This window comes from Candidatus Flexifilum breve (assembly GCF_016713355.1).
Genome location: NZ_JADJPI010000035.1, coordinates 1,050,652 through 1,075,247, shown reverse-complemented (window position 1 = coordinate 1,075,247; position 24,596 = coordinate 1,050,652). Strand labels below are relative to the sequence as shown.

Below are 24,596 nucleotides of genomic sequence, written 5' to 3'. Positions count from 1 at the left end.
TTAGGCCGACTGGCCACTCTTCGCCGCGGAAGCTTCGAGCACGGCACGGATTTGCGGTATCAACGAGAAGACTTCATACGGCTTGGCGATGTAGCCGTCAAAGCCAGCGCTCAGAATTTGCTGTTTATCGCCCGTCATGGCGTAGGCGGTCAGAGCGATAATCGGAATCGACTGGGTCTCCGGCTTGCCGCGCACCAGCCGGTACATTTCCCAACCATCCATGGTGGGCATGCGAATGTCGAGCAAAATGACGGTCGGGCGAATGCGTTCCAGTACGGCAAGACCTTCCGCGCCATTACGCGCAGTATGCACCTTAGCGCCGGAAAACGACAACACCGTTTCGGCAATGGACAAATTGTCGGGCGTATCGTCGACGACGAGGACGACCCAGTCACAGGGTTCCGGACTTTTACTGTTCAATACGGGATTCATGCTCTCACCCCTTCGATGTGCTCAGTGCTGAGGGAACCGCGACCGTGAGCGGCAAGGTGACGATGAAGGTGCTGCCGCGCCCGACTTCACTCTCAACGCGAATCGTTCCGCCCATCAGTCGGATCAGCTTCTGGCTGATCGCTAACCCTAAGCCCGTGCCGCCGCGCTGCACGCCTTCGTCTGCCTGCCGGAATTCGTCGAAGATGATCTGCTGCAGGGTGGGGGAGATGCCGACGCCCGTGTCCTGAACGAGAATGCGCCATTCAGTCTGCTCATGCAAGCCGGCTTTGACGTGCACGCTGCCCCGATCGGTAAACTTGATGGCGTTGCCCACCAGATTAATCACGATCTGCTTGATGCGCGTCTCGTCGCCGACCAGCTTCTCGGGCACTTCCGCGTCGACGGTGATGGCAAAGTCCAGATGCTTGTTGTCGGCCAGAATGCGATTCTGGCGTTCGACTTCTTGCAGCGCTTTACGGACATCATACGGCTTCTCTGCCAGTTCCATGCGCCCGGCTTCGATCTTCGAGATATCCAGCACCTGATTGATCAGATAGAGCAGGTGATGCGCGTTGACGATGATGCGCTCCTGAAAGGCGCGCTGCTCTGGCGTAACGTCGCCGGTCAGCCCGCCGCTCAGCAACTGCGCGTAGCCGATGATCGCGTTGAGCGGCGTGCGCAGCTCGTGCGACATGGTCGCGAGGAATTGGCTCTTGAGTTGGTTCGCAGCGTCCGCTTGAATGCGGGCGACTTCCAGATCACGGTTCGTCTGGATCAGCGTGTCGTTCTGCGCCTGAATTTGCTGCTGCGCGCCTTTCAGCTCTTCGAAGGAGAGCCGCAGCGCCTGTTCGACCATCCGGCGTTCGCGGATTTCCTGCTGCGCGACCTCGTAGAGGTTAGCGTTGTCGAGCACGACGGCGACCAACTGTGCGAACTGCATCCCGCGGCGCACATCCATCTCTTTGAAAGGGTGATTTTCCACGGTGCGCGCCATCGCCAGTACGCCGAGGCAGTTTTCGCCGAGCATAATGGGGAAGTCCGCCACGGCGCGGAGCTGCGCGTCGTCGTAGAGCACGCGCTTACCCGACCAGTTGAAGTAGTCGTCGATTAAGACGGGCTGGTGGCTGTCAAAGGCGCGCCATGTGACGAGCGCCTCACCGCGCTTGACGCGGTCGCCCGCGAGGTTGGGCTGGTTGCTCGTGAACGCTTTGACGACCAGTTCATCGGCTTCGCGCAGCATGATTTCGCCAAACGGCGCGTCCAGGATGGTCGCGGCGTGCTCGACGATGCGGTTCAGCAAATCGCTTTGATCATGCCGATTGAGCAGATCGATGATGATGCTGTAGAGCGCGCTGCTGTACGCGTCTGCCAGTGACGACGAGTCGATGTTGTACTGGTAGAGATTGGTCTGATGCTGTGCGGAGGGCGCGGCTGAAGCCAATTCACCCGCGGGCAGCAGGTCTTTTTTCAGGGAATAGCGGGTTTGACCGGGAGGAAAGCCATCCAGCGCCCGTAAATGACGTAACCAAGTTTTTGATAAAAGGGGAGCGCCTGAAAGCTGAACGTCTCCAGTGTGATGTGCGTGCAGCCGCGCTCCCGCGCGACCTTTTCCGCTTCAATCATAAGCTGGCGACCGTAACCCTGTCCGCGCAGCTCTTCATGCACCCACAGCGTTTCGATCAGCATCCAGCCCCAGATGCTTTCGCCCAGCACGCCGCCCACGACCTGACCTTGGGCGTCACGCGCCAGAACACTCAGCCGAACGATTTCGCGACTGCCGGTCTTGGCACGGTTATGACGATAGAGGCCTTGACGAACGACGTCTTCCCATTCGGCAGCAGGGGCAGCTTCGGAGTTAATTCGGATGGATTGACTCATGTTGTAGTGCGAGTCCGACTATTATTCTGCAGTTTTTTGACTCTACGGGGGATTACAAATTTGTACACCCGCCGTAAGGCGAGTTTTTACCTAGCAGGTGGGATGTCTCATTGGACTAGTCATGTGACTAGTCTAAATGAGGTACTTCAGACTAACCATTTGGCAGACGAAAACCAGCATAGAGACACGCTATAATTTAATGGATCGCACAACTGCTTCTTGATGAAAGCACTGTATGGACGTCATCGCAACCGCTTACATCACCGTCATTTTTCTGGGCTTTGCTATTGTCCTCATGCTGGGTGTTTATTCCCTGCGTTTCGAAAAATTCCCCGGTGGCCGCTACTTTCTGATCTACATTGCCTTAGGCTTTGTTGCCATTCTTTCGTTTGGGTTTCTCTCGATCAGCCACACCCCAGAGCAGACGTTCCTATGGGCGCGGCTGCGCTTTATCGGGTTTGCCTACAGTCCTGCCGCATTTCTGCTGTTCGTCTGGGATTATACAGGCAAACAGTTCCCGTACCAGCGGCTGCTGGCGCGGGTGATCTTTATTGTGCCGACGCTAACGCAGATCGTGCTGTGGAGCGACGCGGTCACGCCCCTGTTTTTTACCGAGTGGTCGACGCGCACTTACAGCTTTTTGACCGTGGAATATTCGCGCTTTGGCCTGTGGTTTCAGGTGCATTCACTCCATACGTGGATGGTGCTGATCGTCGCTTACTACTTCGTCATTGCCAGCTTGACCTCCTCCAAAAAATCGCAGCGCCCGGGCGTACTGTGGATGCTGGCGGGCAATCTCGTCGTGACAATTGTGGCGTCGATTCCAGCGACAACGGGCAATGTTTCGCCGCTCAATCTCACCCCCATAAGCATCACGTTGGGTCTCATGGTGAGTGGGTGGGGCCTCTTTCGCCACCGTCTGTTTGATCTGCTCACGGCGGCGTATCACACCGTGTTTGAAAGCTTGCAGGACGCGGTGATCGTGCTCAACAGCAGTCGCGAGATTGTGCAGTGGAACGCGGCGGCGCAGAACCTGCTGGCGTCAAGCGGTGCAACCCTGATGTACCGATCGATTGACCGGGTGCTGGCGGATGCTGGGCTGAATCAGCCGCTGCCGACGAGCGTTGAAGCAGGTTATGAGGTGACCGTACACGACAAAATCTACGATGTGCGGCTGTCGCTGCTGCAGATGTCAAATGGGTACATGGGCGGACAGATCCTCCAATTTCGAGATGTAACCGATTATCGATCTGCCGAACGGGCGCATCGCGAATCGGATAAGCTGTATCGGCTGCTGGCGGATAACAGCAGCGATATGATTGCTCTCAATAGGTTGGATGGTCGCTTTTTATACGTCAGTCCGTCTGGCCTGGCGCTGACGGGATACACGGAGGCCGAACTGCTGAGCATGCCGGCTGAACGTGTTACCGACCTCATCCATCCGGAAGATCGCGCTATGAGCTCCGGCAACTTTCTCAATCTACTCACCGGCGAAGGGCCAGTGAGCTGGGAGAGCCGCTATCTACGCAAAGATGCGACCTACTATTGGGCCGAAGTCAGTGCCAAGATCATCGTCGATGCGGACGGGCAGCCCACGCACCTGATGAGCGTCTTCCACAACATTGATGCGCGCAAACAGGTGGAAGCCGCTCTGCGCGACAGCAACCAGCGCTACGATACGCTGGTCACCAACCTCCCCGCCATGGTCTATCAACTGCATAGATCACCGCAGGGCGAATACCGCTTCAACTATGTTAGCCCCAATGCTGCCCGGTTTGTCGGCGTGGACGCGGAGGCGATCATTGCTGACCCGCAAACGCTCTTTGGTCAGATGGAACCCGCTGCATACGCTGGTTTGCTCGCAGCCCAGGAGGTTTCCGCCCGTGACCTGACGCAGTTTGTCTGGGAATGGGGCTTTGGCTCGGCGGGACAGGTGCGCTGGCATCATATCGAGTCGATGCCGACCCGGTGGGAGGATGGGACGGTCATCTGGAATGGGGTGGAACTGGATATCACTGCGCAGAAGCAGGCCGAATTCGCGCTGGAGCGCACGCGCAAAATGCTGGAGCAGATCACCCATATGCTCCCCGATATCATCCACGTGTTTGACGTGGTGGATGTGAAATTCATCTACTCCAATCGTACCATCCATGATCTGCTTGGCTACGATGAAGCAGAGGTATCCCCGCAGCGGCAGGGTCGCAGCTACTATGCGCCGCTGATGCACCCGGACGATTATGCGACGCTGCCGGAATGGCGTGAACGCTATGCGCAACTGGCCGATGGGGCGATCATCGAGTCGGAAGCGCGCTGGATGCACAAGGAGCGCGGTGTAATCTGGCTTAACACCCGTGAGATGGTCTACGAGCGCACACCGGATGGGCAGGTCAGACAAATTCTCGGCACCATGCGCGATGTGACGGAACGCAAGCAGGCGGAAGAACAGCGCCAGCAGTTACTCGCCCGGTTGGAAGCAGCGAATCAGGAACTCAAGGACTTCGCCTACGTTATCTCGCACGACCTGCGCGCCCCGCTGCGCGGCGTGAGTTCCATTGCGCATTGGCTGGTGACAGAATACGGCGAACGTTTCGACGGCGAAAGCCAAGAACTGCTCAACTTACTCGCCGGGCGGGTGCGGCGTATGGAGCAGATGATCAATGGGGTGCTCGAATACTCACGGATTGGGCGCGAAACCAGCATCACGAGTCGGGTCGATGTGCATCAGATTGTTACGCAGGTGATTCAGGACATTGTCCCGGTCGAACGGATTCATGTGCGCGTGGAGACGCCGCTGCCGACCGTCCGCGGTGATGCGACGCGCATCCGGCAGGTGTTTCAGAATTTGATCGATAATGGGGTCAAGTTCATGGACAAGCCGAAAGGTGAAATTTGCATTCGCTGCCAGCGAGATGCGACAATGTGGCGCTTCGACATTCAGGATAACGGCCCGGGCATCGCGCCGGAACATTTTGAGCGGGTGTTTCAACTGTTCCAGACCCTGAACCCTAAAGACAAATTCGAAAGTACCGGAGTCGGTCTCGCGTTGACGAAGCGCATCATTGAGATGTACAACGGCAAGATCTGGCTCGAATCACAGGAACATCATGGCACAACATTCCACTTTACACTGCCGATCGCGTGACCAATGAAACCGAACGAACTCATACTTGTTCTGGAAGATGACCGCGTGGATGCGCTCGCGCTGATCCATGCATTCCGTGATGCCGGCGTGACGAATCCGATGCAGATTTGCTCCAGCGCGAAAGAAGCGCTGGACCAGCTTCTAAAAGAGGATGTGCCCCTGCCGGGGCTCATTCTGTTGGATCTCAACCTACCCGGCATGTCCGGGCTCGATTTCTTACACCATATCAAAAGCCAGACCCGCTGGCGGCGGATCCCGGTAATTGTGCTGACGACCTCCAATGAAGAACGAGATCGGCATCAAGCGTTCGATCTGTCAGCGGCGGGGTATCTCGTCAAGCCCATGAATTACGATGCCTTCGTCGACATTATGAAGGTGGTCGCGTCCTACTGGTTGCACAATGAATCGCCGAACTAGTTATAAAAGCCAAGAAAGCGTCGAACAAAATGCCGATCACGCTCCTCTATGTTGAAGATGACCGTATCGATCAACTGGCCTTTCTCAGTTTGGTGACCCGAGAGCAGTTAGGCTATACCTATCGACTGGCCAGTTCAGTGAGCGAGGCCAAACAACTGCTGCAGGACGAACAATTTGATGTGATTATTGCCGACTTTCAGTTAGGTGATGGCACGGCGCTCGACATCTTGGCTTTCCAGAACAATGTGCCGCTGATCGTCGCCACCGGAGCGGGTAACGAAACGGTGGCGGTGCAGGCGATGAAGGCCGGTGCTTACGACTATCTGTCGAAGGACAGCGAGCAGCATTACCTTGACCTCCTGCCCATCGTCGTCGATAACGTGGTGGCGCGGCGGATGGCAGAACGCGAGTCGGTCGAACTGATGCGGGAGCGCATTCGCCGCGAGACGCTGCAAACGTTCATCCGCGATGCGTCCCACGACCTGCGCACCCCGCTGACGACGCTCAAGACATCGCTGTACCTGCTTTCGCGTTATGTGCAGCAGCTTCTGCCCATGCTGGCATCGCCGGACACGAACCCAACGGAGATTTACGCGACGGTGATTCGCGTGGATGATCGCGCCAAACTGCTCGTCGAGCAGGAAGCGCGGCTGGAATTCATCATCACCGATATGCTGGAAATGGTGCGGGTCGACAATCTGGAAGCGATTGACCTGCAGCCCAGCGAATTCAACTACTTGATCGCCAGTATCATTCAGTCCCAGCAGCCCCGTGCCGAACAGAATCAACGCTCGGTGACTTTCACGCCGTACCCGCAAGGCGTGTGGGTGCGCGCTGACCCGAATGAAATGGCCGCTATCGTCTATCAGCTCGTCAAAAACGCGCTCGACTACACGCCGAAGAACGGTACCGTGGTGGTGTGCGTATCCGTAAGAGACGAAGAGGCCGTGTTGTCCATTAAGGATACGGGGGTTGGCATCGCACCTGAAGAGTTGAGCCGCATTTTTAATCGGTTTTACCGGGTCGATTCATCGCGGGCGGCGGCTCAGGCCGGGAGTGGACTCGGTCTGGCGATTGTCAAACAGCTCGTCGAACTGCATCACGGACGCATTGAAGTCGAAAGCACGGTTGGAGAAGGCAGCACCTTCCGGGTGTTGCTGCCTCTCTGGCGCGTGTAGAAATGGTAGCTACAACGTGACGCCGATCCGGTTACTGCTCATCGAAGATGACGTTATCGATCAGAAAGCCTTCGTTCGCGCCCTCAAGGATACTCGGTGGGACAGTGAATGCACGGCTGTTTTTTCCCTCACGGAGGCTCGTAAAGCGCTCAAAACGCGCGCCTATGACCTCATCATCTCTGACTATCGCTTAGGTGATGGAGTGGCGCTCGACCTGCTCACTGTGGTCGACGGCATCCCCATGATCATTGTGACCGGCGTGGGCGACGAAGAGATCGCCGTGCGCGCGCTCAAAGCTGGCGTTTCCGACTATCTGGTAAAAGATCATGAGCACCGTTACCTCAAGGTGCTGCCCGTCACTGTTGAAACGGTGCTGCGCCGCCAGAAGCTGGAAACCGACGAGCGCGAACAGCGGAGTCTCGCCTCGGCGCTGCGCGACACCGCCCTAGCGCTCACCAGTACCCTTGAACTGACCGAAGTCCTCCAGCGCATACTCTTGAACGTGCGTAAGGTCGTCCCCCATGATCGGGCAAATATCATGCTGATCGAAGGGGAGCGCGTGCGCATCGTGCAATCGTCAGAGGGTTATCCGCTGCATCTGGAAACGGTGTGCTGCTCGCTGGACGCGGCTGAGCACTTTCAGCAGATGTTTGCCACCCAGAAACCGTACCTTGTCGGCGACGTGGCAGAAGCCGCCGTCGACATCTATTTTCCGGGAATTGATAATCCGGCCTCGTACCTCGCCGCACCGCTGATCGCCAGTGATGAGGTGATCGGGTTCATCAACCTCGACAGCCAAACGAAGAATCACTTTGTGCCATTCTATGCCGAGCGCTTGCAGGCGTTCGCGGCGCAAGCGACGGTTGCGCTCGAAAATGCGCGGCTGTATCACCAGTCGGCGGAACTCGCGGCGTTACAGGAACGCCAGCAGATTGCCCGTGATCTGCATGACTCCGTCACGCAGACGCTGTTTTCGGCTTCGGTGATGACCGAGTCGGTGATCACACTCTACGAGCAAGACCCCGCGCAGGTGGGGCAGGAACTCACCGATCTGCATGCGCTGGTCCGCGGCGCGCTGGCTGAAATGCGTACGCTGCTGTTTGAATTGCGCCCGGACGTGTTGGCGAACGCGAATATTCACGACTTATTGCAGCAGTTGATCGATACATTTCGGGGACGGACGCGCATCGACATCGTTTTTGCCGCACCACCCCGTGACGCTTCCCTCATGTTGACGGCAGCGGTGAAGATTGCGCTGTACCGCATCACGCAGGAAGCGCTGAACAATGTGGTCAAACATGCGCGGGCGAAAGTGGTGCAGGTTGAATTTTTGACGGGGCGCGAAGAAGTGCTGCTGCGCGTCGTGGATGATGGCCGGGGCTTCGATACCTCGAAGTCATTTCCCGGTCGTTTTGGTCTGAAGATGATGCAGGAACGAGCGCAAACAGCCGGCGTCCAGTGCTGTGTTTCCAGCACGCCCGGCCAAGGCACCGAAGTGCTCGTGTGCTGGCAGACAGATGATGTAGGTAACGGATGACGATGTCGACAATCCGGATCGTCGTCGTGGACGATCATGAAATGGTACGGCGGGGTTTGGCGACGTTTCTGCGGACATCGCCCGATTTTGTCCTCGTGGGGGAGGCAGCGAACGGGCAGGAAGCCATTGAGCGCTGTCGGGAACTGCTCCCGAATGTGGTGCTGATGGATCTGATGATGCCGGAGATGGACGGTTTCACCGCGATTGCGCTTCTGCGCGAACAACTGCCGGATGTCCGGGTGATCGCCTTGTCGAGCTCCAACGATGCGCTGACGGTGGCGACGGCGGCGCGGGCGGGCGCCGTCGGCTATCTCTCGAAAAGCATCTCCAACGACGAACTCGCGACCGCAATTCGGGCGGCGGCGGAGGGGAAGCCCGCGTTTTCGGCGCATGCCATACAAGCCTTAATCGAAGTGGCCATGCTGCCGCCTGAACCGCGCTACAACCTGACGGAGCGCGAACTCAGCGTGGTGCGTTTGCTGGTAGAGGGCAAGAACAATATCGAGATTGCTCGGCTCCTCAACATCAGCCGCTCAACGGTCAAATATCATGTCAGCGCCATCATCGCCAAACTGGGCGTGAGTAATCGCGCCGAAGCGGTGGCGGTCGCGCTCAAGCACAAGCTGATTTAGCTGCTCCCTAAAAAGGCGTGCGCCAACCCATCCAAGCGGCGAGTTGGCGTGCTGTGTGCTATGACATGAACAGATAGTTGTAAAACGTTGAGAATAATTGATATATCTCCAATTCCTTAATTAAATAACTGTAACCTCCACGCTACACTGAAGACAGTCTAGATTGAAGCGCTCTGAACCAACCTACCAACCGCAACCGGACAGTTTGGCTGACGCTCCAAGCCGCGCTGCTCAAGACTATGAATGGAGGCAATTTTGACGAACAAGACTTTCGTTGACTCGGTGAAAACTATTGCCGTTATTCCGGCCTGTAATGAAGAACGCACGATTGGCAGTGTGGTTATCAAAGCCTGCTCGCAGGTAGAGACGGTGATCGTGCTCGATTTGGGTTCGGTTGATGCGACCAGCGCGATTGCGGCGGCGGCGGGCGCAGTGGTGGTCGAAGCGGCTGCGCAAGATGGTGGAACAGCGCCGCTCGCCGTTGCGCTGCTGAAGGCGCGTGAATATGATCCCGACGCGGTTATCACGCTCGAAGGGGAATGGAAATATCTGCTGGATGACGTCAGCGCTTTAGTTTCGCGGGTGCTGCACGATGAGGCGGATCTGGTGGTCGGGCAGCATGTCTTCGCGCGCGGTCGCATCGCATATCAGCATGGGCGGAGCGTGTGCCGCGTGTACTCCCCGCAGGCGCTGGATGTGTTCAGCCTGATCCCGGTGGCGTTTGAACGCAGCGCCGAGATCAAGCGGTTGGCGACTGACTACGGATTGAACGTTGTCGATGAGCCCGTCGAAATCCATCGGTTGAACGCTGCGGGACAGGGGCTGCTGGCCGCGTTCTGGTCAATGCTGACCCTGTTGATCGGTTACGTCAAACAAGACCGCCTGCTGCTGACTTTCTCTATGCTCGGCGCTATTGCGCTCTGTGTCGGCCTGCCTCTGGGACTCGTGATGGTCGTCGGTGAACTCCTCTTCGGCGAGTTCATGGCGCATCTGGCACTGCTGGTGTTCCTCGTGCTGGGGTTCGGGATTGTCTCGACGTTCATCGGGTTCTTCCTGCATGGCATGCACGTTGTCGCTGAGCGCGCGTTGTGGCCGATGAGCATCCGTTCGTAGCTCCGCACAAAAGTAACGATAAATCGGGGGACGCCCGCCATCTTCGAAGATGGCGGGCGTTTGTTTTGTCAGCGCTAGATGTCTGGTTCGGTTGCGGCGGCGCTAGAGCGCGGATTCCAGATGCGTGAGGAGCGGCGCGTCTTCGTGCGCCTTGATCAGCGGCAGACTAACGGTGAAGGTGGAACCGAGGCCTTCCGTGCTCGTCACGCTGATCGTACCCCCCTGCTTCTTCACGAGCACTTCCGCAATCGAGAGACCCAGGCCATAACCCGCGCCGTTGCGCGCAAGGTCGCTGCGGTAGAAGCGCTGGAAGATGTGCGGCAGATCACGTGGTGCGATGCCGATGCCGGTGTCCGTCACCTGAATGCGGGCATGGGTCGCATCACACGATACACGTAGATGAATATCCCCATCTGGCGGCGTGAACTTGCAGGCATTGTCCAGCAATATGATCAGCACCTGTTTGAGCATGTCCCGGTCACCGAGCACGGTCACCGACTCCGGCATGGTGATGCGGAAGTCGCACTCGCGATTCCAGCCGTTCAACTGCCGCTCGACTTCGCGGATGAGCGGGGGGACGGTCACAGGTGCGGGGTCGGCATGCGGCGTACTGTCGGTACGCGCCAACGTGAGCAGGTCATGGACTAAGCGGATCATCCGCTGGTTCTCGTCGACGATGTCATTCAGAACTTCCTGCCGATCGGCGGCGCTGATCGGCGGATCGCGCTGGAGCAGGGCGAGGTTGCCGCGCATGGTCGTGAGCGGCGTGCGCAGTTCATGCGAGGCATCGGCGACGAAATGCCGCTGCGTTTGCAGCGCGTCGGTCACCTGTTGATAAGCTTCCTGCAGCGCGGCGAGCATCGCGTTGAAGGTCGTCGCCAACTTGCCGATCTCGTCCGGCGGCCCGCGATACTCGACGCGCCGCTCAAAATTGCGCTCGGCGCGGATGAGCCCGGCGGTGCGCGTCAGTTGATCGACAGGGCGCAGCGCTGCCCCGGAGAGCACCCACCCACTGCCCACCGCCAGCGCGAACATCGCCAGACTGCCGACGATCAGCGTGGTCTCGAGCACGATCAACCCCTGTTCTTGGTCCGCTGTGGAGCGCGCCACCTGCAGGATGCCGGTCACGCGCCCCCGGTCGACCATGGGTTGGCTGTAGATCATCATGGGTAAGTCTTCGACGTAGGTTGTCTCATAGACGGGTTGTCCGGCTTGAACCAATTCCAGACTCGGCGTGCTGAGCGGAAGAATGTTGCCCTGAAGGTTGCTCGTCTGGTCGATCATATGGCCGGAACGGTCGCAGGCCTGCCAGTAGGTCTCGCCACTGCTTAAGGTATCCGTCGGCCACTGGACATAATTCGGCGCGTTGGCCGCATTGTCGATCAGACGGCTCATCTCATTGGCGAGCGTGTCTTGCAGCATGTCGCGCGTCGAATGCTTGACCACGACCAGCACGACCACGCTGAATACGGTCAGCGTGGCAGCGAGGATCAGACTGTAGAGCAGGGTGAGGCGCAGGCGAATGGACATGGTTATTCGCTATTCATTGAGGCGCAGCATATAGCCGACGCCGCGGACAGTCTGAATCAGGCGCGGTTCACCGCCCGCTTCCAGTTTAGCGCGCAGGTGACCCACGGTGACTTCGAGCACGTTGGCATCACCGCCAAAGTCGTAGCTCCACACATCTTCGAGCAGTTTTTCGCGGCTGATTACGCGGCGCGGTTGGCGCAAAAAGCAGGTGAGCAGGTCGTATTCTTTGGGGCTGAGCGGAATCAGCCGACCGCCGCGGCGCACATCGCGCGTGAGCGGGTCGATGCTGAGATCGTCAAACACGAGCGGCGTCTCGCCCTCATTTGGAACGGAGCGGCGGAGCAGCGCGCGGATGCGGGCTAAGAGCTCGCCCGGTTCAAACGGCTTGACCAGATAATCGTCGGCGCCGCTGTCCAGCCCCATGATTTTGTCTTCGAGCGTGTCGCGCGCGGTCAGCATGATGATCGGGATGCCGTCGGCTTTGCGCACACGTTTGGCGACTTCCAGACCATCCACGCGCGGCATCAGCCAGTCGAGCACGATCACATCCGGGCGGTGCGCCTGCGCCAGTGTAAGCGCCTGCTGCCCATCAAAGGCGGTGAGTACATCATAGCCCTCGTAGACGAGCGTGCGGCGCAGCATATCGATCATTTTCTGGTTGTCATCGACGATTAACACAGTCGGCATGGTTCAGACCTGCATTCATGGACAGAGTATGTCCTGCATTGTAAACCATGCACCGACTGAAAGATCGCTGAAACTACCGCGCAATCAGCGAACTTTCAGGAAACGTCAAGTCCAGCCTCACCTCGGCTTTTGACACTTGCCCTAGTTCACAACAGCACTAAAAGGATACAAGTATGTCGTCTCAACGCAGCGTGAAGCGCGGTGCGCCTAAGCCGCCCGCGCCGGCGCCAAGTTTCTGGGCGCAGTGGTTGACGCTGGATCGGATCATCATCGGTGGGACGGTGCTGGTCACCGTACTCATTATCGGCATTGTGGCTATCAGTTCCGGCAGCAACTATGCAGTCCGCAATACCGATATCGACGGCGTGGAAGTGTTCCCACGCCCGCAGCCCTCGCATGTGAACGATCCGGTCGACTACGAGCAGACGCCCCCGGTCGGCGGGCCGCATTACAGCGTGTGGCAGCAGTGCGGGGTGTATACCGAACCCCTGTTCGACGAATATGCCGTGCATTCGCTCGAACACGGCGCGGTCTGGATCACCTACCAGCCGGATCTGGCCGCGGATCAGGTGGCGACCCTGCGCGACATCACCCGGCGCAGCACGCACCGCCTGCTCAGCCCATATCCCGGCATCGACAGCCCGATCATTTTGTCGGCGTGGGGCTACCAACTGCGGCTCGACAATGCCGACGATGTGCGCCTGATGCAGTTCATCCTCAAGTATGAACAGGGCGAACAGACCCCGGAATTGGGCGCGGTGTGCAGCGGCGGCGTCACCCTGACGAAGAGCTAAGCACATGACCGTGATCGAACAACCGCAGGCACGCTCCACGCCTGCTGGACGCTTGCGTGAGATCGCGCTGTTCGTGTGCTTGCTAGCGGCCTTGCTCGCGCTGATCATTCTGCGTCCAACGGCTGAGCCGCCAGCGAATGCTGCCGAACTCGGGTTTGCGCGGGACATGATTGTGCATCACGCGCAGGCCGTGGACATGGCGATGCTGCTCTATGACCGCACGGATAACCCCGATCTCAAGACGATTGCGCTGGATATGGCGCTGACGCAGCAGGCGCAGCTCGGGCAGATGCAGGGCTGGCTCAGCGTGTGGGGCGAGCCGATTGCCAGCGCTGATCTGCCGATGGCGTGGATGGACATGGCGGTGAGCAGCGGCCTGATGCCCGGTATGGCGACCGATGACGAACTCGCCAGCTTGCGGGCAGCGGACGGATCGGAGGCCGATGCGCTGTTCATCCCGTTGATGATTGCGCATCATCAGGGTGGGGTACACATGGCGCAGGGGCTGCTGGCGCGTTCGGATACCCCGATTGTGCGGCGCTTGGCGCAGTCGATCATCGACGCGCAGCAGCGGGAAATCGCGCTGCTGGAGAGTCTCAGGCCGTGAGGTTCGACACAGATCGGCAATGACAGCGGACTATGGCGTATGGCGTGAACTCGTGCGATAATGCGACCACACTGCAATCAGGAAATGTCGCCCTATGTTGTCGGTTGTTTGTTGTCTGTGTCTGTGCGCTGCCCAACCACCACCCCTTGAGGTGTGAGGTCGCTCTGACATTTCCGTAACCCGGTGAACCCAGCGAGCCACTCTCAAGAGTGGCTCGCTTTTTTTATTCATGCTGAGGAGAGAGAACTGATCATGAAGATTGCCGATAACATCACGCAACTGATTGGAAACACGCCGCTCGTCCGCCTGCACCGCGTCACCGATGGCGCGGGAGCGCAGGTGGTCGCCAAGCTCGAATACTTCAACCCGGCGCACAGCGTCAAGGACCGCATCGGCGTGTCGATGATCGAAGCGGCGGAGCAAGCCGGACTGATCAAGCCGGAGACCGTGATCGTCGAGCCGACCAGCGGCAACACCGGGATCGCGCTGGCGATGGTGTGCGCGCAGCGCGGCTACCGCCTGATCCTGATCATGCCGGAGACGATGAGCAAGGAACGCCGCGCGCTGCTCAAGGCGTATGGCGCGGAACTCATCCTCACGCCCGGGCCGGGCGGTATGGGCGCGGCGATTGCCAAAGCGCAGGAACTGGCCGCTGCTGACCCGAACGTGTGGATTCCGCAGCAGTTCGAGAACCCGGCGAACCCCGCCGTGCATCGCCGCACGACCGCCGAAGAAATCTGGCGCGACACCGATGGGCAGATCGACTTCCTCGTGAGCGGGATCGGCACGGGCGGCACGATCACGGGTGTCGGCGAGGTGCTCAAGGAGCGCAAGCCGGACGTCAAGCTGATCGCCGTCGAACCCGCTGCGTCACCTGTGCTCTCCGGCGGGCAAAAAGGGCCGCACCCCATTCAGGGGATTGGCGCAGGCTTTGTGCCCAAGGTGCTCAACACGCAGATCTATGATGAGGTGATCCCTGTCCCTGCCGATGACGCGTTCACGACCGCCCGCCGCATGGCGACCGACGAAGGTCTGCTCGTCGGTATTTCGTCGGGCGCGGCGACGTGGGCCGCGCTGCAAGTGGCCAAGCGTCCCGAAAACGCGGGCAAACTGATCGTCGTGATCATCCCGTCCTTCGGCGAACGCTACCTCTCGACCGCTCTGTACAGTCATTTGATGGAGTAATCATGTTTGCGACCATGCGCGAAGATATTCAGTCGGTGCTGACGCGCGATCCTGCAGCGTATGCACCGCTGCAAGTGATCCTGTTTTATCCGGGGCTGCACGCCATCTGGCTGCACCGGATCGCTCACCGGATGTGGAACGCGCGGCTGCACTTTCTCGCGCATGGTCTGGCCGTGTTCGCGCGCTGGCTGACGGGCATTGAGATTCACCCCGCCGCGAAAATCGGACGGCGGCTGTTCATCGATCACGGCATGGGGGTAGTCATTGGCGAGACGGCGGAGATCGGCGACGATGTCACGCTGTACCACGGGGTGACGCTCGGCGGGGTGAGCTTGTCGCATGGCAAGCGCCACCCCACGCTCGAAGATCACGTGACGGTCGGCGCGGGCGCGAAGGTGCTCGGCGCGATCACCATTGGCAAGCACAGCCGCATCGGCGCGAACTCGGTCGTCGTCAAAGATGTTGAGGCGGAGAAGGTCGTCGTTGGCATTCCGGGCAAAGTGGTGACGCGGGAACGCCGCGCTGATCCGGTCGACTTGCAGCATGATCAACTGCCGGATGTGCTGGCAACGCGTCTGGATCTCGTGCTGGCGCGGCTCGAACGGATCGAGGCGCATCTGCGCGAAGATCAGGACGCGTGGCAGGATGAGCTCGACTTCGCGATCTAGGGCGTCTGCCAGTCGAGCCCCTGCGCGCGCAGGTTGACGACATCGCCGATGACGAACAGCGTGGGGGAGCCGACCTGGGCCACCTGCGCTAAACCGACAATCGTATCCACCGTGCCGACGATCACGCGCTGATCCGGCGTGGTGCCAGATTCAATGCAGGCGGCAGGTTTCGCGCCATCGATGCCCGCTTTGAGCAGTTCCGCGATGATCTGCGGCAGGTAGGTTACGCCCATGAGCAGCACGAGTGTCCCGGCGCGCGCGGCGGCAGCAATCGCTGGATAGTCGACCGCGCTTTCCGGCTTGTTTGGGTTCTCGTGCCCGGTGAACACGGTGAAGGCACTCGCCAGCGCGCGGTCGGTCACGGGGATGCCCGCGTAGGCCGGGGCGGCGATGGCGCTCGACACGCCAGGCACGACTTCAAACGGAACGCCCGCCGCATGGCAAAACAGCGCTTCTTCGCCGCCACGCCCGAACACGAAAGGATCACCGCCTTTGAGGCGCACGACCAGCTTGCCCGCCCGCGCTTTTTCCACCAGCAGCGCGTTGATCTGCGGCTGCGGGATGCGGTGATCGTGCTGCGCTTTGCCCGCGTCGATGATCTCGGCGTCGGCGCGGCATTCTCTCAGCAGTTCGTGCGGGATGAGGCGGTCGTGCACGACCACATCGGCGCGCCGCAGTAGGTCCATCCCTTTCACGGTGATCAATCCCGGATCGCCCGGCCCCGCGCCCACCAGATAGACTTTGCCTACGTTCATGATGTTTCCTCCAACGCGGCGCTCAACCAGTGATTGCACGGTTCAGGGCACGGTAGCTCGTATATCTCCGGCTGGTCAAACCAAAGTGGTTCGAGAATGCACCGACCGCACACCCGCTCGACCAGCTTCGACTGAGCTGCTCGCGGCAGCGTCTCCAAGCTGCGATACATGCCGAGCTGCCGCCGTGCCGTCTCCGCCAGCGGATGTGCGCGGAACTGTCCCATCGGTTCGGATGCGAACAACCCGATCACGCCGGGGTAGACGGTTTCAATCACCGCATGGATCTGTGCCGGATCAGTGATGGGCACGCGCCAGCCGCGCGGCAGATCGTCGGATGTTGCCAGCGAGCGGAACGGGTTTTCGCGCACCCGCTGACGCAGGGCCGTGGGCGTCTCGATGATCTCGTGCGCGTCATCGTCACCCCAGGCGCGCACGTCGTCCAAGCTCAGCCGCAGCCCACCGAAACGGCTCGCCTGTGGACGGTTCTGCTCAGTCAAGAGCTTCTCGGATCTCGACTGACGGAAAGCCTTGCCACGCGTCGAGGGTTGGTTTCGGCTCAAACAGCGGCGCGCCTGCCTCCCGAGCGAGCGCGAGGATCACGTTGAGCAGGTCGTCATCCACGCCGACCGGAGCGGTGTAGATGACTTGCCGTCCCTGCACCGTCCCCTGATTCATCCCCGGTTCCAGCCCCAGTTCGCGCGGCACATCAATGGTGGTATGCGACCCGGCGGCGAGGAAATACGGCACGGCGATGAGGTTGGGCGCTCGGCTGAGCGTATAGATTTCGGCGATTTCTGGTTCGTCGTCCAGATAAATGGCGTGGACTTCGGCGGCGACTCCGGCGGCGCGGATCCGTTCGGCGTGCGCTTCGGTCGCTTTGCGGCTGTCTGGATTGCGGCGGGTGCTGTGCCCAATGATAGCGACCGCCGTCTGCTCCGGAAGGAGATCGTAGTCGCGCAGTGCTGCGTCAACGCGGGCACGGACCACCTGCGCGAGGTAGGGATGTTCGTGCAGCGACGGCGTGTAGCGGATGCGGCGCCCGTCACACTCGGTGATCGCTCCGGTTAGTCCCATTTCGGCAGGGATGACCGACTGCGTGAAGAAGCCTTTCGCCGTGAACACCGGAATCACGGTGATATCGTGAGCAGAGATCGAGTAGAGCACGTTGGCGTACGACGGTTGCTCTTTCCAGAACGCCGCCGTGACTTCATCGGCCACGCCCAGCGCGCGCAGGCGATCCACATGCCGCCAGACCAAGCCCGCCGTCTGCGGGCTGATGTGTGAACCGTGTCCCGCGAGAATCAGTGCTGTTGTCATCTTACCCGACTATCCCAATCTAGTTGATTCAGTTGGTTGACAAGTTCGCCATTCTACTATATTCTTCCAGCGTTACTCGTTTACGACAAAAAACAGGTTACTCCGTGGCGCATTTCGCGTTCTGTCCCGCATGTACGATGTGTTGTCTGTGTGCAAGACCACATACTGCATGCTGCCTGGACGCTCGTTTGTAAGACGCTGATCGGATTTTACGAAGATCGCAAAAGCCCCGGCACATGTGCCAGGGCTTTTTTGTTGTCAGAAGCAGGATTATGGCGAAACAAAGCGTAGAGCAAATCAAGGCGGAAAGCCGCGGATTACGCGGCACCATTGGCGACGAACTCGCCAACAGCGACCGCTTTTTCAGCGGCGCGGCGGACAAGCTGCTGAAGTTTCACGGCATTTATCAGCAGGAAGATCGCGACGCGCGCAAATTGGATCGGACGGCGGATCATCACTCGATGATGATCCGCACGCGCTTGCCCGGCGGGCAGTTGACGACGGCGCAGTACATCGCGCACGACGACATCGCCGACAAGTACGCGAATGGTACGCTGCGCATCACCACCCGGCAGACGTTCCAGTTTCACGGGGTACTCAAAGGTGAACTGCGCGAGACGATCCGCGAAATCAACCATGCGTTCGTGACCACGCTCGGCGCGTGCGGCGACATCGTGCGCAATGTGGTCGCGTGCCCCGCGCCCACGGCTGACCCGCAGCGTCGCGCGGTGCAGGACTTCGCGCTCACACTGACCGAAGCGTTTTTCCCCAAGACGAATGCCTATCACCAAATCTGGGTGGACGACGAAGAGATCGTCGACGACCACGAGATCGACGATCCGCTCTACAAGAAGACGTATTTGCCGCGCAAGTTCAAGATCGCCATCGCCTATGCGGGCGACAACTGCGTCGACGTGTACACCAACGATGTCGGCCTCGTGGCGCTGTTTGACGACGACCAGCAGTTGATCGGCTTCAACCTGCTGGCAGGCGGAGGCATGGGCATGACCCACAACAACGATGCGACCTATGCCCGGCTCGCCGACGAAATCGCGTTTTTGACGCCGGATCAGGTGGTGGAAGCGGTGACGGCGGTCGTCACCATTCACCGTGACTTTGGTGACCGTGAGAATCGCAAGCATGCGCGCCTCAAGTATATTCTGGCGGATCGCGGCGTGCAGTGGTTCCGGGATGAACTGGAACGGCGTGTCGGGTTCGCGTTGACTCCGGTCAAGCCGCAGCCTGCGTTTGCGGTCCACGATCATCTTGGGTGGAACGAACAGGGTGATGGCCGCTGGTATCTCGGTTTGCATGTGGAAAATGGGCGGATTGCGGATCGCGGTGCTTACCGTCTGCGCTCCGGTTTGCGCGCGGTGATCGAACGCTTCGGCTTGTCCGTGCGCTTGACGCCGCAGCAGAATCTCCTGCTCACAGAAATTCAGGCGGAGGATCGCGCGGCGGTGGACGCGCTGCTCGACGAGTACGGAATCCGCCGGGTGGAAGCGATCTCGAACGCGCGCCGCAACGCGTTGGCCTGCGTCGCGCTGCCGACCTGCGGCCTTGCAATCACCGAAGCGGAACGTGTGTTCCCCCGCGTCATCGACCAACTGGAGACGACGTTGGACGAACTTGGCATCCCGGACGCGGACATCACCGCGCGCATGACGGGCTGCCCGAACGGGTGCGCGCGTCCCTATGTCGCCGAGATCGCGTTCGTTGGGCGGTCGCTTGACAAGTACACGATTTTCCTCGGCGGCAGTCCGGTCGGCACGCGCTTGGCGCGGCCGTTCCTCGACTTGGTGCCGCTCGACCAACTGATCGCCGCGCTGTATCCCGTGCTGGCAGCGTACCGCGATGGACGGGACGCGGGCGAGGCTTTCGGCGACTTCGTGATGCGCACCGGGCTCGAAGAACTGCGCGCGCTCATCGCCGACGAGTGGCGCACGCTCGGCGCGTACGGCGACTGATACGAGAACGAGTAGAGAGATCGGACGCAGACCATGCCCTCCATTGTGACCATTGGCGGCAGCCCCTCCGCCACATCGAAATCCGCGGCGCTTCTGGGACTCGTCCGCGCGCGCCTCGAAACGTTCGGCATTACGACCGCTGGCGTCAACGTGCGTGATCTGCCCGCCGAAGACCTGCTGTTTGCGCGGTCATCCGCGCTGACGATTGCTTCGGCGGTGGAACTGGTAGCCTCGGCTCGGGGCGTGGTGGTCGCCACACCAATCTACAAAGCGGCCTACAGCGGCATCCTCAAGGTATTTCTGGACCTGCTGCCGCAGGATGCGCTGGCCGGGAAGGTTGTGCTGCCCATCGCGACGGGCGGATCGCTGGCGCACATGCTGGCCATCGATTACGCGCTGCGCCCGGTGCTGAGCGCGCTCGGCTCGACGCACATTCTTGGCGGCGTGTACTTGCAGGACAGTCAGTTCATCAACGCGCCGGGAGCCGAAGTCCAGCTCGAGGGAGCCGCCGATGACCGCCTCAACTCGACAATCAAGCAGCTCGCCGGGCTGCTTACCAGCAGAGGTTAATGATGGAAATTTTGTGGTTTATTCCCGGTCACGGTGATACGCGCTATTTGGGGACCCAGATTAGCCGCCGCAACACGAGCGCGAGCTATCTGGAGACGGTGGCGCGGGCGGTGGATACACTTGGCTTTACCGGGGCGCTGCTGCCGACGGGCGCGGGTTGCGAAGACTCGTGGATGCTGGCGGCGTCGCTCATCCCGCTGACGCAGCGCATGAAGTTCCTGATCGCGGTGCGACCGGGCAGCCTGTCGGTGACGCTGGCGGCGCGCATGGCGGCCACGTTTGACCGCTTGTCCGGCGGTCGGTTGCTGCTCAACATCATCACGGGCGGCGACCCGGTCGAACTGGCAGGCGATGGCACATTCCTGAGCCATGATGAGCGCTACCGCGTCACCGACGAATTCCTGACGATCTGGCGGCAGTTATTCAGCGGCCAGCCCGTCGATTTCGCGGGCGATCACCTGCGCATCGAAGGTGGCAAGCTGCTGCTGCCCCCGGTGCAGCGTCCGTATCCGCCGCTGTATTTCGGCGGTTCGTCCCCGGTTGCGCTGGAAGTATCGGCCAAACACGTTGATGTGTACCTGTCGCTGGCCGAACCGCCCGCCATGATGAAAGAGAAATTTGACCGCGTGCGCGAACACGCCGCGCGTTTTGGTCGCACCGTGCGCTTTGGTGTGCGCGCGCACATCTTCGTGCGCGAACGTGCTGAGGACGCGTGGAAAGCCGCCGAAAACGTGCTGCGCTACGCTGACGACACGGCGATTGCCGCTAGTCAGGCACACCTCGCGCGCTTCGACTCGGTGGGGCAGGCGCGCATGGCCTCCCTGCACAACGGCAGCCGCGAGGCGCTCGAAGTCAGCCCGAACCTGTGGGCGGGCATCGGCCTGATCAACAAAGGTGTGGGGACGGCGCTGGTCGGCGATCCCGATACGCTGGCGGAGCGCTTGCAGGAATACGTCGACATTGGTGCGGACAGTTTTATCCTGTCGAGCTACCCGCACCTTGAAGAGACGTATCAGGTGGCGGAACTGCTGTTCCCGCGCCTGCCCGCGTGGCGTGACAAACTGCGCCAGCGTGATGACGTGTTCAGTCCCGATCGTCTGCCGACGACGTGGCAGTAGCCGGAGCCGCCGATCGTGATCTCAGCAAATGTCCGCGAGCGTCGTGCCTTCGATGATACTGAGCACGCAGTCCCGAATCTCGGTGAACAGCTTGACCAGCGCCGGTTCCTTCTCGATGGGCGTGGAGCGGTAGAAATATTTGCTGACCGATTCGGTCGGCGCAATCGGGCCGTCCAGCAGGCGGATCACATCGGCGAGCGTGATGTCTTTCGGCGCTTTATTCACGCGGTAGCCGCCGTTGTGCCCCTTCAGGCTGGACAAGTACTGCCCGCGCTTGAGCGTCAGCAGGATTTGTTCGAGAAATTTGGGGGGAATGCCTTGCTGCGTTGCAATCTCCTCCACCCGCGTATAAGTATCGGCGGGCTGCCGTGCTAAGTAGACCAAGGCGAGCAACGCGTACTCGCTGCGTGATGTCAGTTTCATAGATTCCCAAACGAACGGAGAAGACAAAATACTTTGCAGCATATTTTACACCAATTCAACGCCATAAACTTATGATGACTTACACAATAGGCTAAGTCATAAAAGAGTAGTAAGATAACGGACGCTTAAGTTCTGAAAGCGACAGCAATTGACTCAACTACGAGATGACCTGACTGAACTGAATTTGCAGTTGGAACAGGCCGCGCCGCAGGACATTCTGCGCTGGGCGGCGGACACCTACGGCGACGGGCTGGCGCTCGTCACCAGCTTTCAGCCGACCGGGCTGGTCATGCTGCATATGCTGCTCGATATCGCGCCGGAGATCTCAGTTTTGACGCTGGATACGGGACTGTTGTTCCCGGAGACCTACGCCCTGGTCGAGCAGTGGGAACGCCAGTTCAACCTCACGGTGACGCGCGTCCGCGCAGCGCAAACGGTCGCGCAGCAGGCGGAAACCTATGGTGACGCGTTATGGCAGCGTAACCCCGACCAATGCTGTCATCTGCGCAAGACGGTGCCGCTCGGCGACACGCTGCGCGGGTACGCGGCGTGGATTACGGGCATCCGGCGCGATCAAGCGGAAACGCGGCGGGGTTCAGCGGTCGTCTCGTGGGATAGCAAGTATGACAATGTGAAACTCGCGCCGCTCGCGACGTGGACGGAGGAGATGGTGTGGACCTACATCCGCGCTTATGACCTTCCGTATAATCCGCTCCATGACCAAAACTATCTGAGCATCGGCTGCCAGCCGTGCACGCGCGCCGTTCGCCCCGGCGAAGACGCGCGGGCCGGGCGGTGGAGTGGGCAGGCAAAAATCGAATGTGGCATTCACTTACCTCTGGAGAAGAAGGCATGACGCAAGGCTTTACACTGTGGCTCACCGGACTGTCCGGGGCGGGCAAGACGACGATCGCCGTCGAACTGGAACGCGAACTGCAAGCGCGCGGGGTGCTGGTCGAACGGCTGGATGGGGATACGGTGCGGCAGGGGCTGACACGCGACCTCGGCTTCAGCAAGGCAGATCGCGATAAGAACATTGAGCGCGTGACGTTCGTCGCCAAGCTGCTCTCGCGCAATGGCGTGGGCGTGATCGCCTCATTCATTTCGCCATACCGTGAAGCGCGTGACAACGCCCGTCGCGAGACGACCAACTTCATCGAGGTGCATGTCGCCACGCCGATTGAAACGTGCGCGGCCCGCGATGTCAAAGGACTGTACGCCAAGGCGTTCGCGGGCGAACTGAAGGATTTCACGGGCGTGGACGATCCATATGAAGCGCCGCTCAACCCGGAAATCACGCTGCACACCGAAAACGAGACGCTGCAAGAGAGCGTGGGGACGGTGTTGGACTATCTCGAAGCGCACAACTTGATCCCGGTGGCCGAAGCCGCCGTGAGTGGAGACTAATTCGATGGCTTTCCCGCTGATCCAGCCGCACGGCGGCACCTTAATCAACCGTTTGCTGACGGGCGTCGCCCGCGACAGCGCCCGTGACTGCGCGCCGACGCTCGTGCAGGTGCCGCTGACGGATACCAACCTTGCCGACCTCGAAATGATCGCGACCGGGGCGCTCAGCCCGCTGACCGGGTTCATGGGCGAGGCCGATTACAAATCGGTGGTGCACAACCTGCGCCTCGCCAATGGCTTGCCGTGGACGATCCCGGTCACACTGGCGGTGAGCGCCGACCTCGCCGCGCAAATCAAGATTGGCGATCAGGTCGCGTTGGTGGAAAATGGTAATGCGCTCGCGCTGCTGAACGTGGCTGAGAAGTACCGCTACGACCGCGAAGCCGAAGCGCAGCACGTGTACCGCACGACGGAGACGGCGCATCCCGGCGTCGCCCGCCTGTACAAGCAGGGCGAAGTGCTGCTCGCTGGCGACATCGACGTGATTGATTTGCCCGCCCGCGCGTCGACCGAATTTGCCGATCTGCGCTATACGCCGACCGAATCGCGGCGGATTTTCGCCGAACGGGGCTGGCGGCGTATCGTCGGCTTCCAGACACGCAACCCCATTCACCGCGCGCATGAGTACATCCAGAAGAGCGCCCTCGAAATCGTCGATGGGCTGCTGCTCCACCCGTTGGTGGGCGAGACCAAAGCCGACGACATCCCCGCCGATATTCGCATTGAGAGTTACAAAGCGATTCTCGATGTATACTATCCGCAAACGCGCGTCCTGCTCGGCGTGTTCCCTGCCGCGATGCGGTATGCCGGGCCCCGTGAAGCCATTTTCCATGCCATTGCGCGTAAGAACTATGGCTGCTCACACTTTATTGTGGGGCGGGATCATGCCGGGGTGGGCAAGTACTACGGCACCTACGACGCGCACTACATCTTCGACGAATTCACCCCTGAAGAAATTGGCATTACCCCGCTGTTTTTTGAGCATACCTTCTACTGCAAGCAGTGTGGCGGCGTCGTCAGCCTGAAGACGTGCCCGCATGACAGCAGCCACCATGTCACCTTGAGCGGCACGCAGGTGCGCGAGATTCTGGCGCGCGGCGACCTGCTCCCCACCGAGTTCACCCGTCCCGAAGTCAGCCGCGTGCTCATGCGCGCTGTTAGAGAGAGGATTAGCTAAGGTGATCCGTCCGGTACAGCTCCAATCACGAATGATCGTCCAGCATCAAGTCAAATGTTGTC

25 protein-coding genes are annotated in these 24,596 nt (G+C 60.0%); 16 read left to right on the top strand and 9 right to left on the bottom strand.

Annotation, left to right across the window (positions count from 1 at the left end):
* The 3 genes from IPK17_RS27615 to IPK17_RS27605 are packed head-to-tail and all read right to left on the bottom strand — an operon-like array spanning nucleotide 1 to nucleotide 2,310.
* Nucleotides 1–432, bottom strand: coding sequence for a response regulator (locus tag IPK17_RS27615; protein ID WP_343420916.1), 432 nt, complete (start codon nucleotides 430–432; stop codon nucleotides 1–3).
* Between the two features lie 4 nt (nucleotides 433–436).
* Nucleotides 437–1,873: a GAF domain-containing sensor histidine kinase gene (locus IPK17_RS27610; protein WP_343420915.1), complete on the bottom strand. Its 1,437-nt coding sequence runs from the start codon at nucleotides 1,871–1,873 to the stop codon at nucleotides 437–439.
* A 26-nt stretch (nucleotides 1,874–1,899) separates the two neighbouring features.
* A complete protein-coding gene (locus IPK17_RS27605; RefSeq protein ID WP_343420914.1) occupies nucleotides 1,900–2,310 on the bottom strand; it encodes a GNAT family N-acetyltransferase in 411 nt (136 codons plus the stop codon).
* A gap of 235 nt (nucleotides 2,311–2,545) precedes the next feature.
* On the opposite strand from IPK17_RS27605, the gene IPK17_RS27600 reads away from it, so the two are divergent.
* From IPK17_RS27600 to IPK17_RS27575, 6 genes are all read left to right on the top strand, one after another.
* A complete protein-coding gene (locus tag IPK17_RS27600; RefSeq protein WP_343420913.1) occupies nucleotides 2,546–5,452 on the top strand; it encodes a PAS domain S-box protein in 2,907 nt (968 codons plus the stop codon).
* A gap of 3 nt (nucleotides 5,453–5,455) precedes the next feature.
* Entirely contained in the window at nucleotides 5,456–5,869 is a 414-nt protein-coding gene (locus IPK17_RS27595) for a response regulator (RefSeq protein WP_343420912.1), read from the top strand.
* A 29-nt stretch (nucleotides 5,870–5,898) separates the two neighbouring features.
* Complete coding sequence (locus tag IPK17_RS27590; RefSeq protein WP_343420911.1) at nucleotides 5,899–7,047, top strand: sensor histidine kinase; 1,149 nt, start codon at nucleotides 5,899–5,901, stop codon at nucleotides 7,045–7,047.
* A 16-nt stretch (nucleotides 7,048–7,063) separates the two neighbouring features.
* A complete protein-coding gene (locus IPK17_RS27585; RefSeq protein WP_343420910.1) occupies nucleotides 7,064–8,584 on the top strand; it encodes a histidine kinase in 1,521 nt (506 codons plus the stop codon).
* Nucleotides 8,585–8,586: 2 nt separating this feature from the next.
* Complete coding sequence (locus IPK17_RS27580; protein WP_343420909.1) at nucleotides 8,587–9,216, top strand: response regulator; 630 nt, start codon at nucleotides 8,587–8,589, stop codon at nucleotides 9,214–9,216.
* 255 nt (nucleotides 9,217–9,471) lie between these two features.
* Nucleotides 9,472–10,329 carry a glycosyltransferase gene (locus tag IPK17_RS27575; RefSeq protein ID WP_343420908.1) on the top strand — a complete coding sequence of 286 codons (858 nt, stop codon included), beginning with the start codon at nucleotides 9,472–9,474 and terminating at the stop codon, nucleotides 10,327–10,329.
* 102 nt (nucleotides 10,330–10,431) lie between these two features.
* Here the strand turns inward: IPK17_RS27575 and IPK17_RS27570 are convergent, their stop codons facing one another.
* Together IPK17_RS27570 and IPK17_RS27565 are read right to left on the bottom strand one after the other, a co-directional pair.
* The gene (locus tag IPK17_RS27570; RefSeq protein ID WP_343420907.1) at nucleotides 10,432–11,859 is read right to left on the bottom strand and encodes a sensor histidine kinase; all 1,428 of its coding nucleotides are present in this window, start codon (nucleotides 11,857–11,859) and stop codon (nucleotides 10,432–10,434) included.
* Between the two features lie 9 nt (nucleotides 11,860–11,868).
* Nucleotides 11,869–12,546, bottom strand: a complete 678-nt coding sequence (locus IPK17_RS27565; RefSeq protein ID WP_343420906.1) for a response regulator transcription factor — start codon at nucleotides 12,544–12,546, stop codon at nucleotides 11,869–11,871.
* A gap of 173 nt (nucleotides 12,547–12,719) precedes the next feature.
* Here IPK17_RS27565 and IPK17_RS27560 point away from each other — a divergent pair, with 173 nt between their 5' ends.
* The 4 genes from IPK17_RS27560 to epsC all read left to right on the top strand — a co-directional run bounded on the left by IPK17_RS27560 (nucleotide 12,720) and on the right by epsC (nucleotide 15,800).
* Nucleotides 12,720–13,340 (top strand): thioredoxin-like domain-containing protein, encoded by a 621-nt coding sequence (locus IPK17_RS27560; protein ID WP_343420905.1) that lies wholly within the window; start codon nucleotides 12,720–12,722, stop codon nucleotides 13,338–13,340.
* A gap of 4 nt (nucleotides 13,341–13,344) precedes the next feature.
* A complete protein-coding gene (locus tag IPK17_RS27555; RefSeq protein WP_343420904.1) occupies nucleotides 13,345–13,947 on the top strand; it encodes a DUF305 domain-containing protein in 603 nt (200 codons plus the stop codon).
* A gap of 252 nt (nucleotides 13,948–14,199) precedes the next feature.
* Nucleotides 14,200–15,132 carry a cysteine synthase A gene (cysK, locus tag IPK17_RS27550; protein ID WP_343420903.1) on the top strand — a complete coding sequence of 311 codons (933 nt, stop codon included), beginning with the start codon at nucleotides 14,200–14,202 and terminating at the stop codon, nucleotides 15,130–15,132.
* Nucleotides 15,133–15,134: 2 nt separating this feature from the next.
* Nucleotides 15,135–15,800: a serine O-acetyltransferase EpsC gene (gene epsC / locus IPK17_RS27545; RefSeq protein ID WP_343420902.1), complete on the top strand. Its 666-nt coding sequence runs from the start codon at nucleotides 15,135–15,137 to the stop codon at nucleotides 15,798–15,800.
* Here the strand turns inward: epsC and cobA are convergent.
* From cobA to IPK17_RS27530, 3 genes are read right to left on the bottom strand one after another with little or no spacing between them, the layout of a single operon-like run.
* Complete coding sequence (cobA, locus tag IPK17_RS27540; RefSeq protein ID WP_343420901.1) at nucleotides 15,797–16,555, bottom strand: uroporphyrinogen-III C-methyltransferase; 759 nt, start codon at nucleotides 16,553–16,555, stop codon at nucleotides 15,797–15,799. The genes epsC and cobA overlap by 4 nt on opposite strands.
* Nucleotides 16,552–17,052, bottom strand: coding sequence for a DR2241 family protein (locus IPK17_RS27535; RefSeq protein WP_343420900.1), 501 nt, complete (start codon nucleotides 17,050–17,052; stop codon nucleotides 16,552–16,554). Before IPK17_RS27535 ends, cobA begins: the two co-directional genes overlap by 4 nt.
* Complete coding sequence (locus IPK17_RS27530) at nucleotides 17,045–17,872, bottom strand: CbiX/SirB N-terminal domain-containing protein (protein ID WP_343420899.1); 828 nt, start codon at nucleotides 17,870–17,872, stop codon at nucleotides 17,045–17,047. The genes IPK17_RS27535 and IPK17_RS27530 overlap by 8 nt, the downstream gene beginning before the upstream one ends.
* A gap of 272 nt (nucleotides 17,873–18,144) precedes the next feature.
* On the opposite strand from IPK17_RS27530, the gene IPK17_RS27525 reads away from it, so the two are divergent.
* From IPK17_RS27525 to ssuD, 3 genes are read left to right on the top strand one after another with little or no spacing between them, the layout of a single operon-like run.
* Nucleotides 18,145–19,839, top strand: a complete 1,695-nt coding sequence (locus IPK17_RS27525) for an NADPH-dependent assimilatory sulfite reductase hemoprotein subunit (protein ID WP_343420898.1) — start codon at nucleotides 18,145–18,147, stop codon at nucleotides 19,837–19,839.
* Between the two features lie 33 nt (nucleotides 19,840–19,872).
* The gene (ssuE, locus tag IPK17_RS27520) at nucleotides 19,873–20,409 is read left to right on the top strand and encodes an NADPH-dependent FMN reductase (protein ID WP_343420897.1); all 537 of its coding nucleotides are present in this window, start codon (nucleotides 19,873–19,875) and stop codon (nucleotides 20,407–20,409) included.
* A 2-nt stretch (nucleotides 20,410–20,411) separates the two neighbouring features.
* Nucleotides 20,412–21,527: an FMNH2-dependent alkanesulfonate monooxygenase gene (ssuD, locus tag IPK17_RS27515; RefSeq protein WP_343421514.1), complete on the top strand. Its 1,116-nt coding sequence runs from the start codon at nucleotides 20,412–20,414 to the stop codon at nucleotides 21,525–21,527.
* Nucleotides 21,528–21,548: 21 nt separating this feature from the next.
* Here the strand turns inward: ssuD and IPK17_RS27510 are convergent, their stop codons facing one another.
* Entirely contained in the window at nucleotides 21,549–21,950 is a 402-nt protein-coding gene (locus IPK17_RS27510) for an RrF2 family transcriptional regulator (RefSeq protein ID WP_343420896.1), read from the bottom strand.
* A gap of 148 nt (nucleotides 21,951–22,098) precedes the next feature.
* On the opposite strand from IPK17_RS27510, the gene IPK17_RS27505 reads away from it, so the two are divergent.
* Genes IPK17_RS27505 through sat form a run of 3 tightly spaced genes read left to right on the top strand, consistent with a single transcriptional unit; the run spans nucleotide 22,099 to nucleotide 24,534 of the window.
* Nucleotides 22,099–22,806, top strand: a complete 708-nt coding sequence (locus IPK17_RS27505; protein ID WP_343420895.1) for a phosphoadenylyl-sulfate reductase — start codon at nucleotides 22,099–22,101, stop codon at nucleotides 22,804–22,806.
* On the top strand, nucleotides 22,803–23,357 hold the full coding sequence (cysC, locus tag IPK17_RS27500) for an adenylyl-sulfate kinase (protein ID WP_343420894.1): 555 nt from the start codon (nucleotides 22,803–22,805) through the stop codon (nucleotides 23,355–23,357). Before IPK17_RS27505 ends, cysC begins: the two co-directional genes overlap by 4 nt.
* 4 nt (nucleotides 23,358–23,361) lie before the next feature.
* Entirely contained in the window at nucleotides 23,362–24,534 is a 1,173-nt protein-coding gene (gene sat, locus IPK17_RS27495) for a sulfate adenylyltransferase (RefSeq protein WP_343420893.1), read from the top strand.
* The last annotated feature ends 62 nt before the right edge of the window (nucleotides 24,535–24,596 follow it).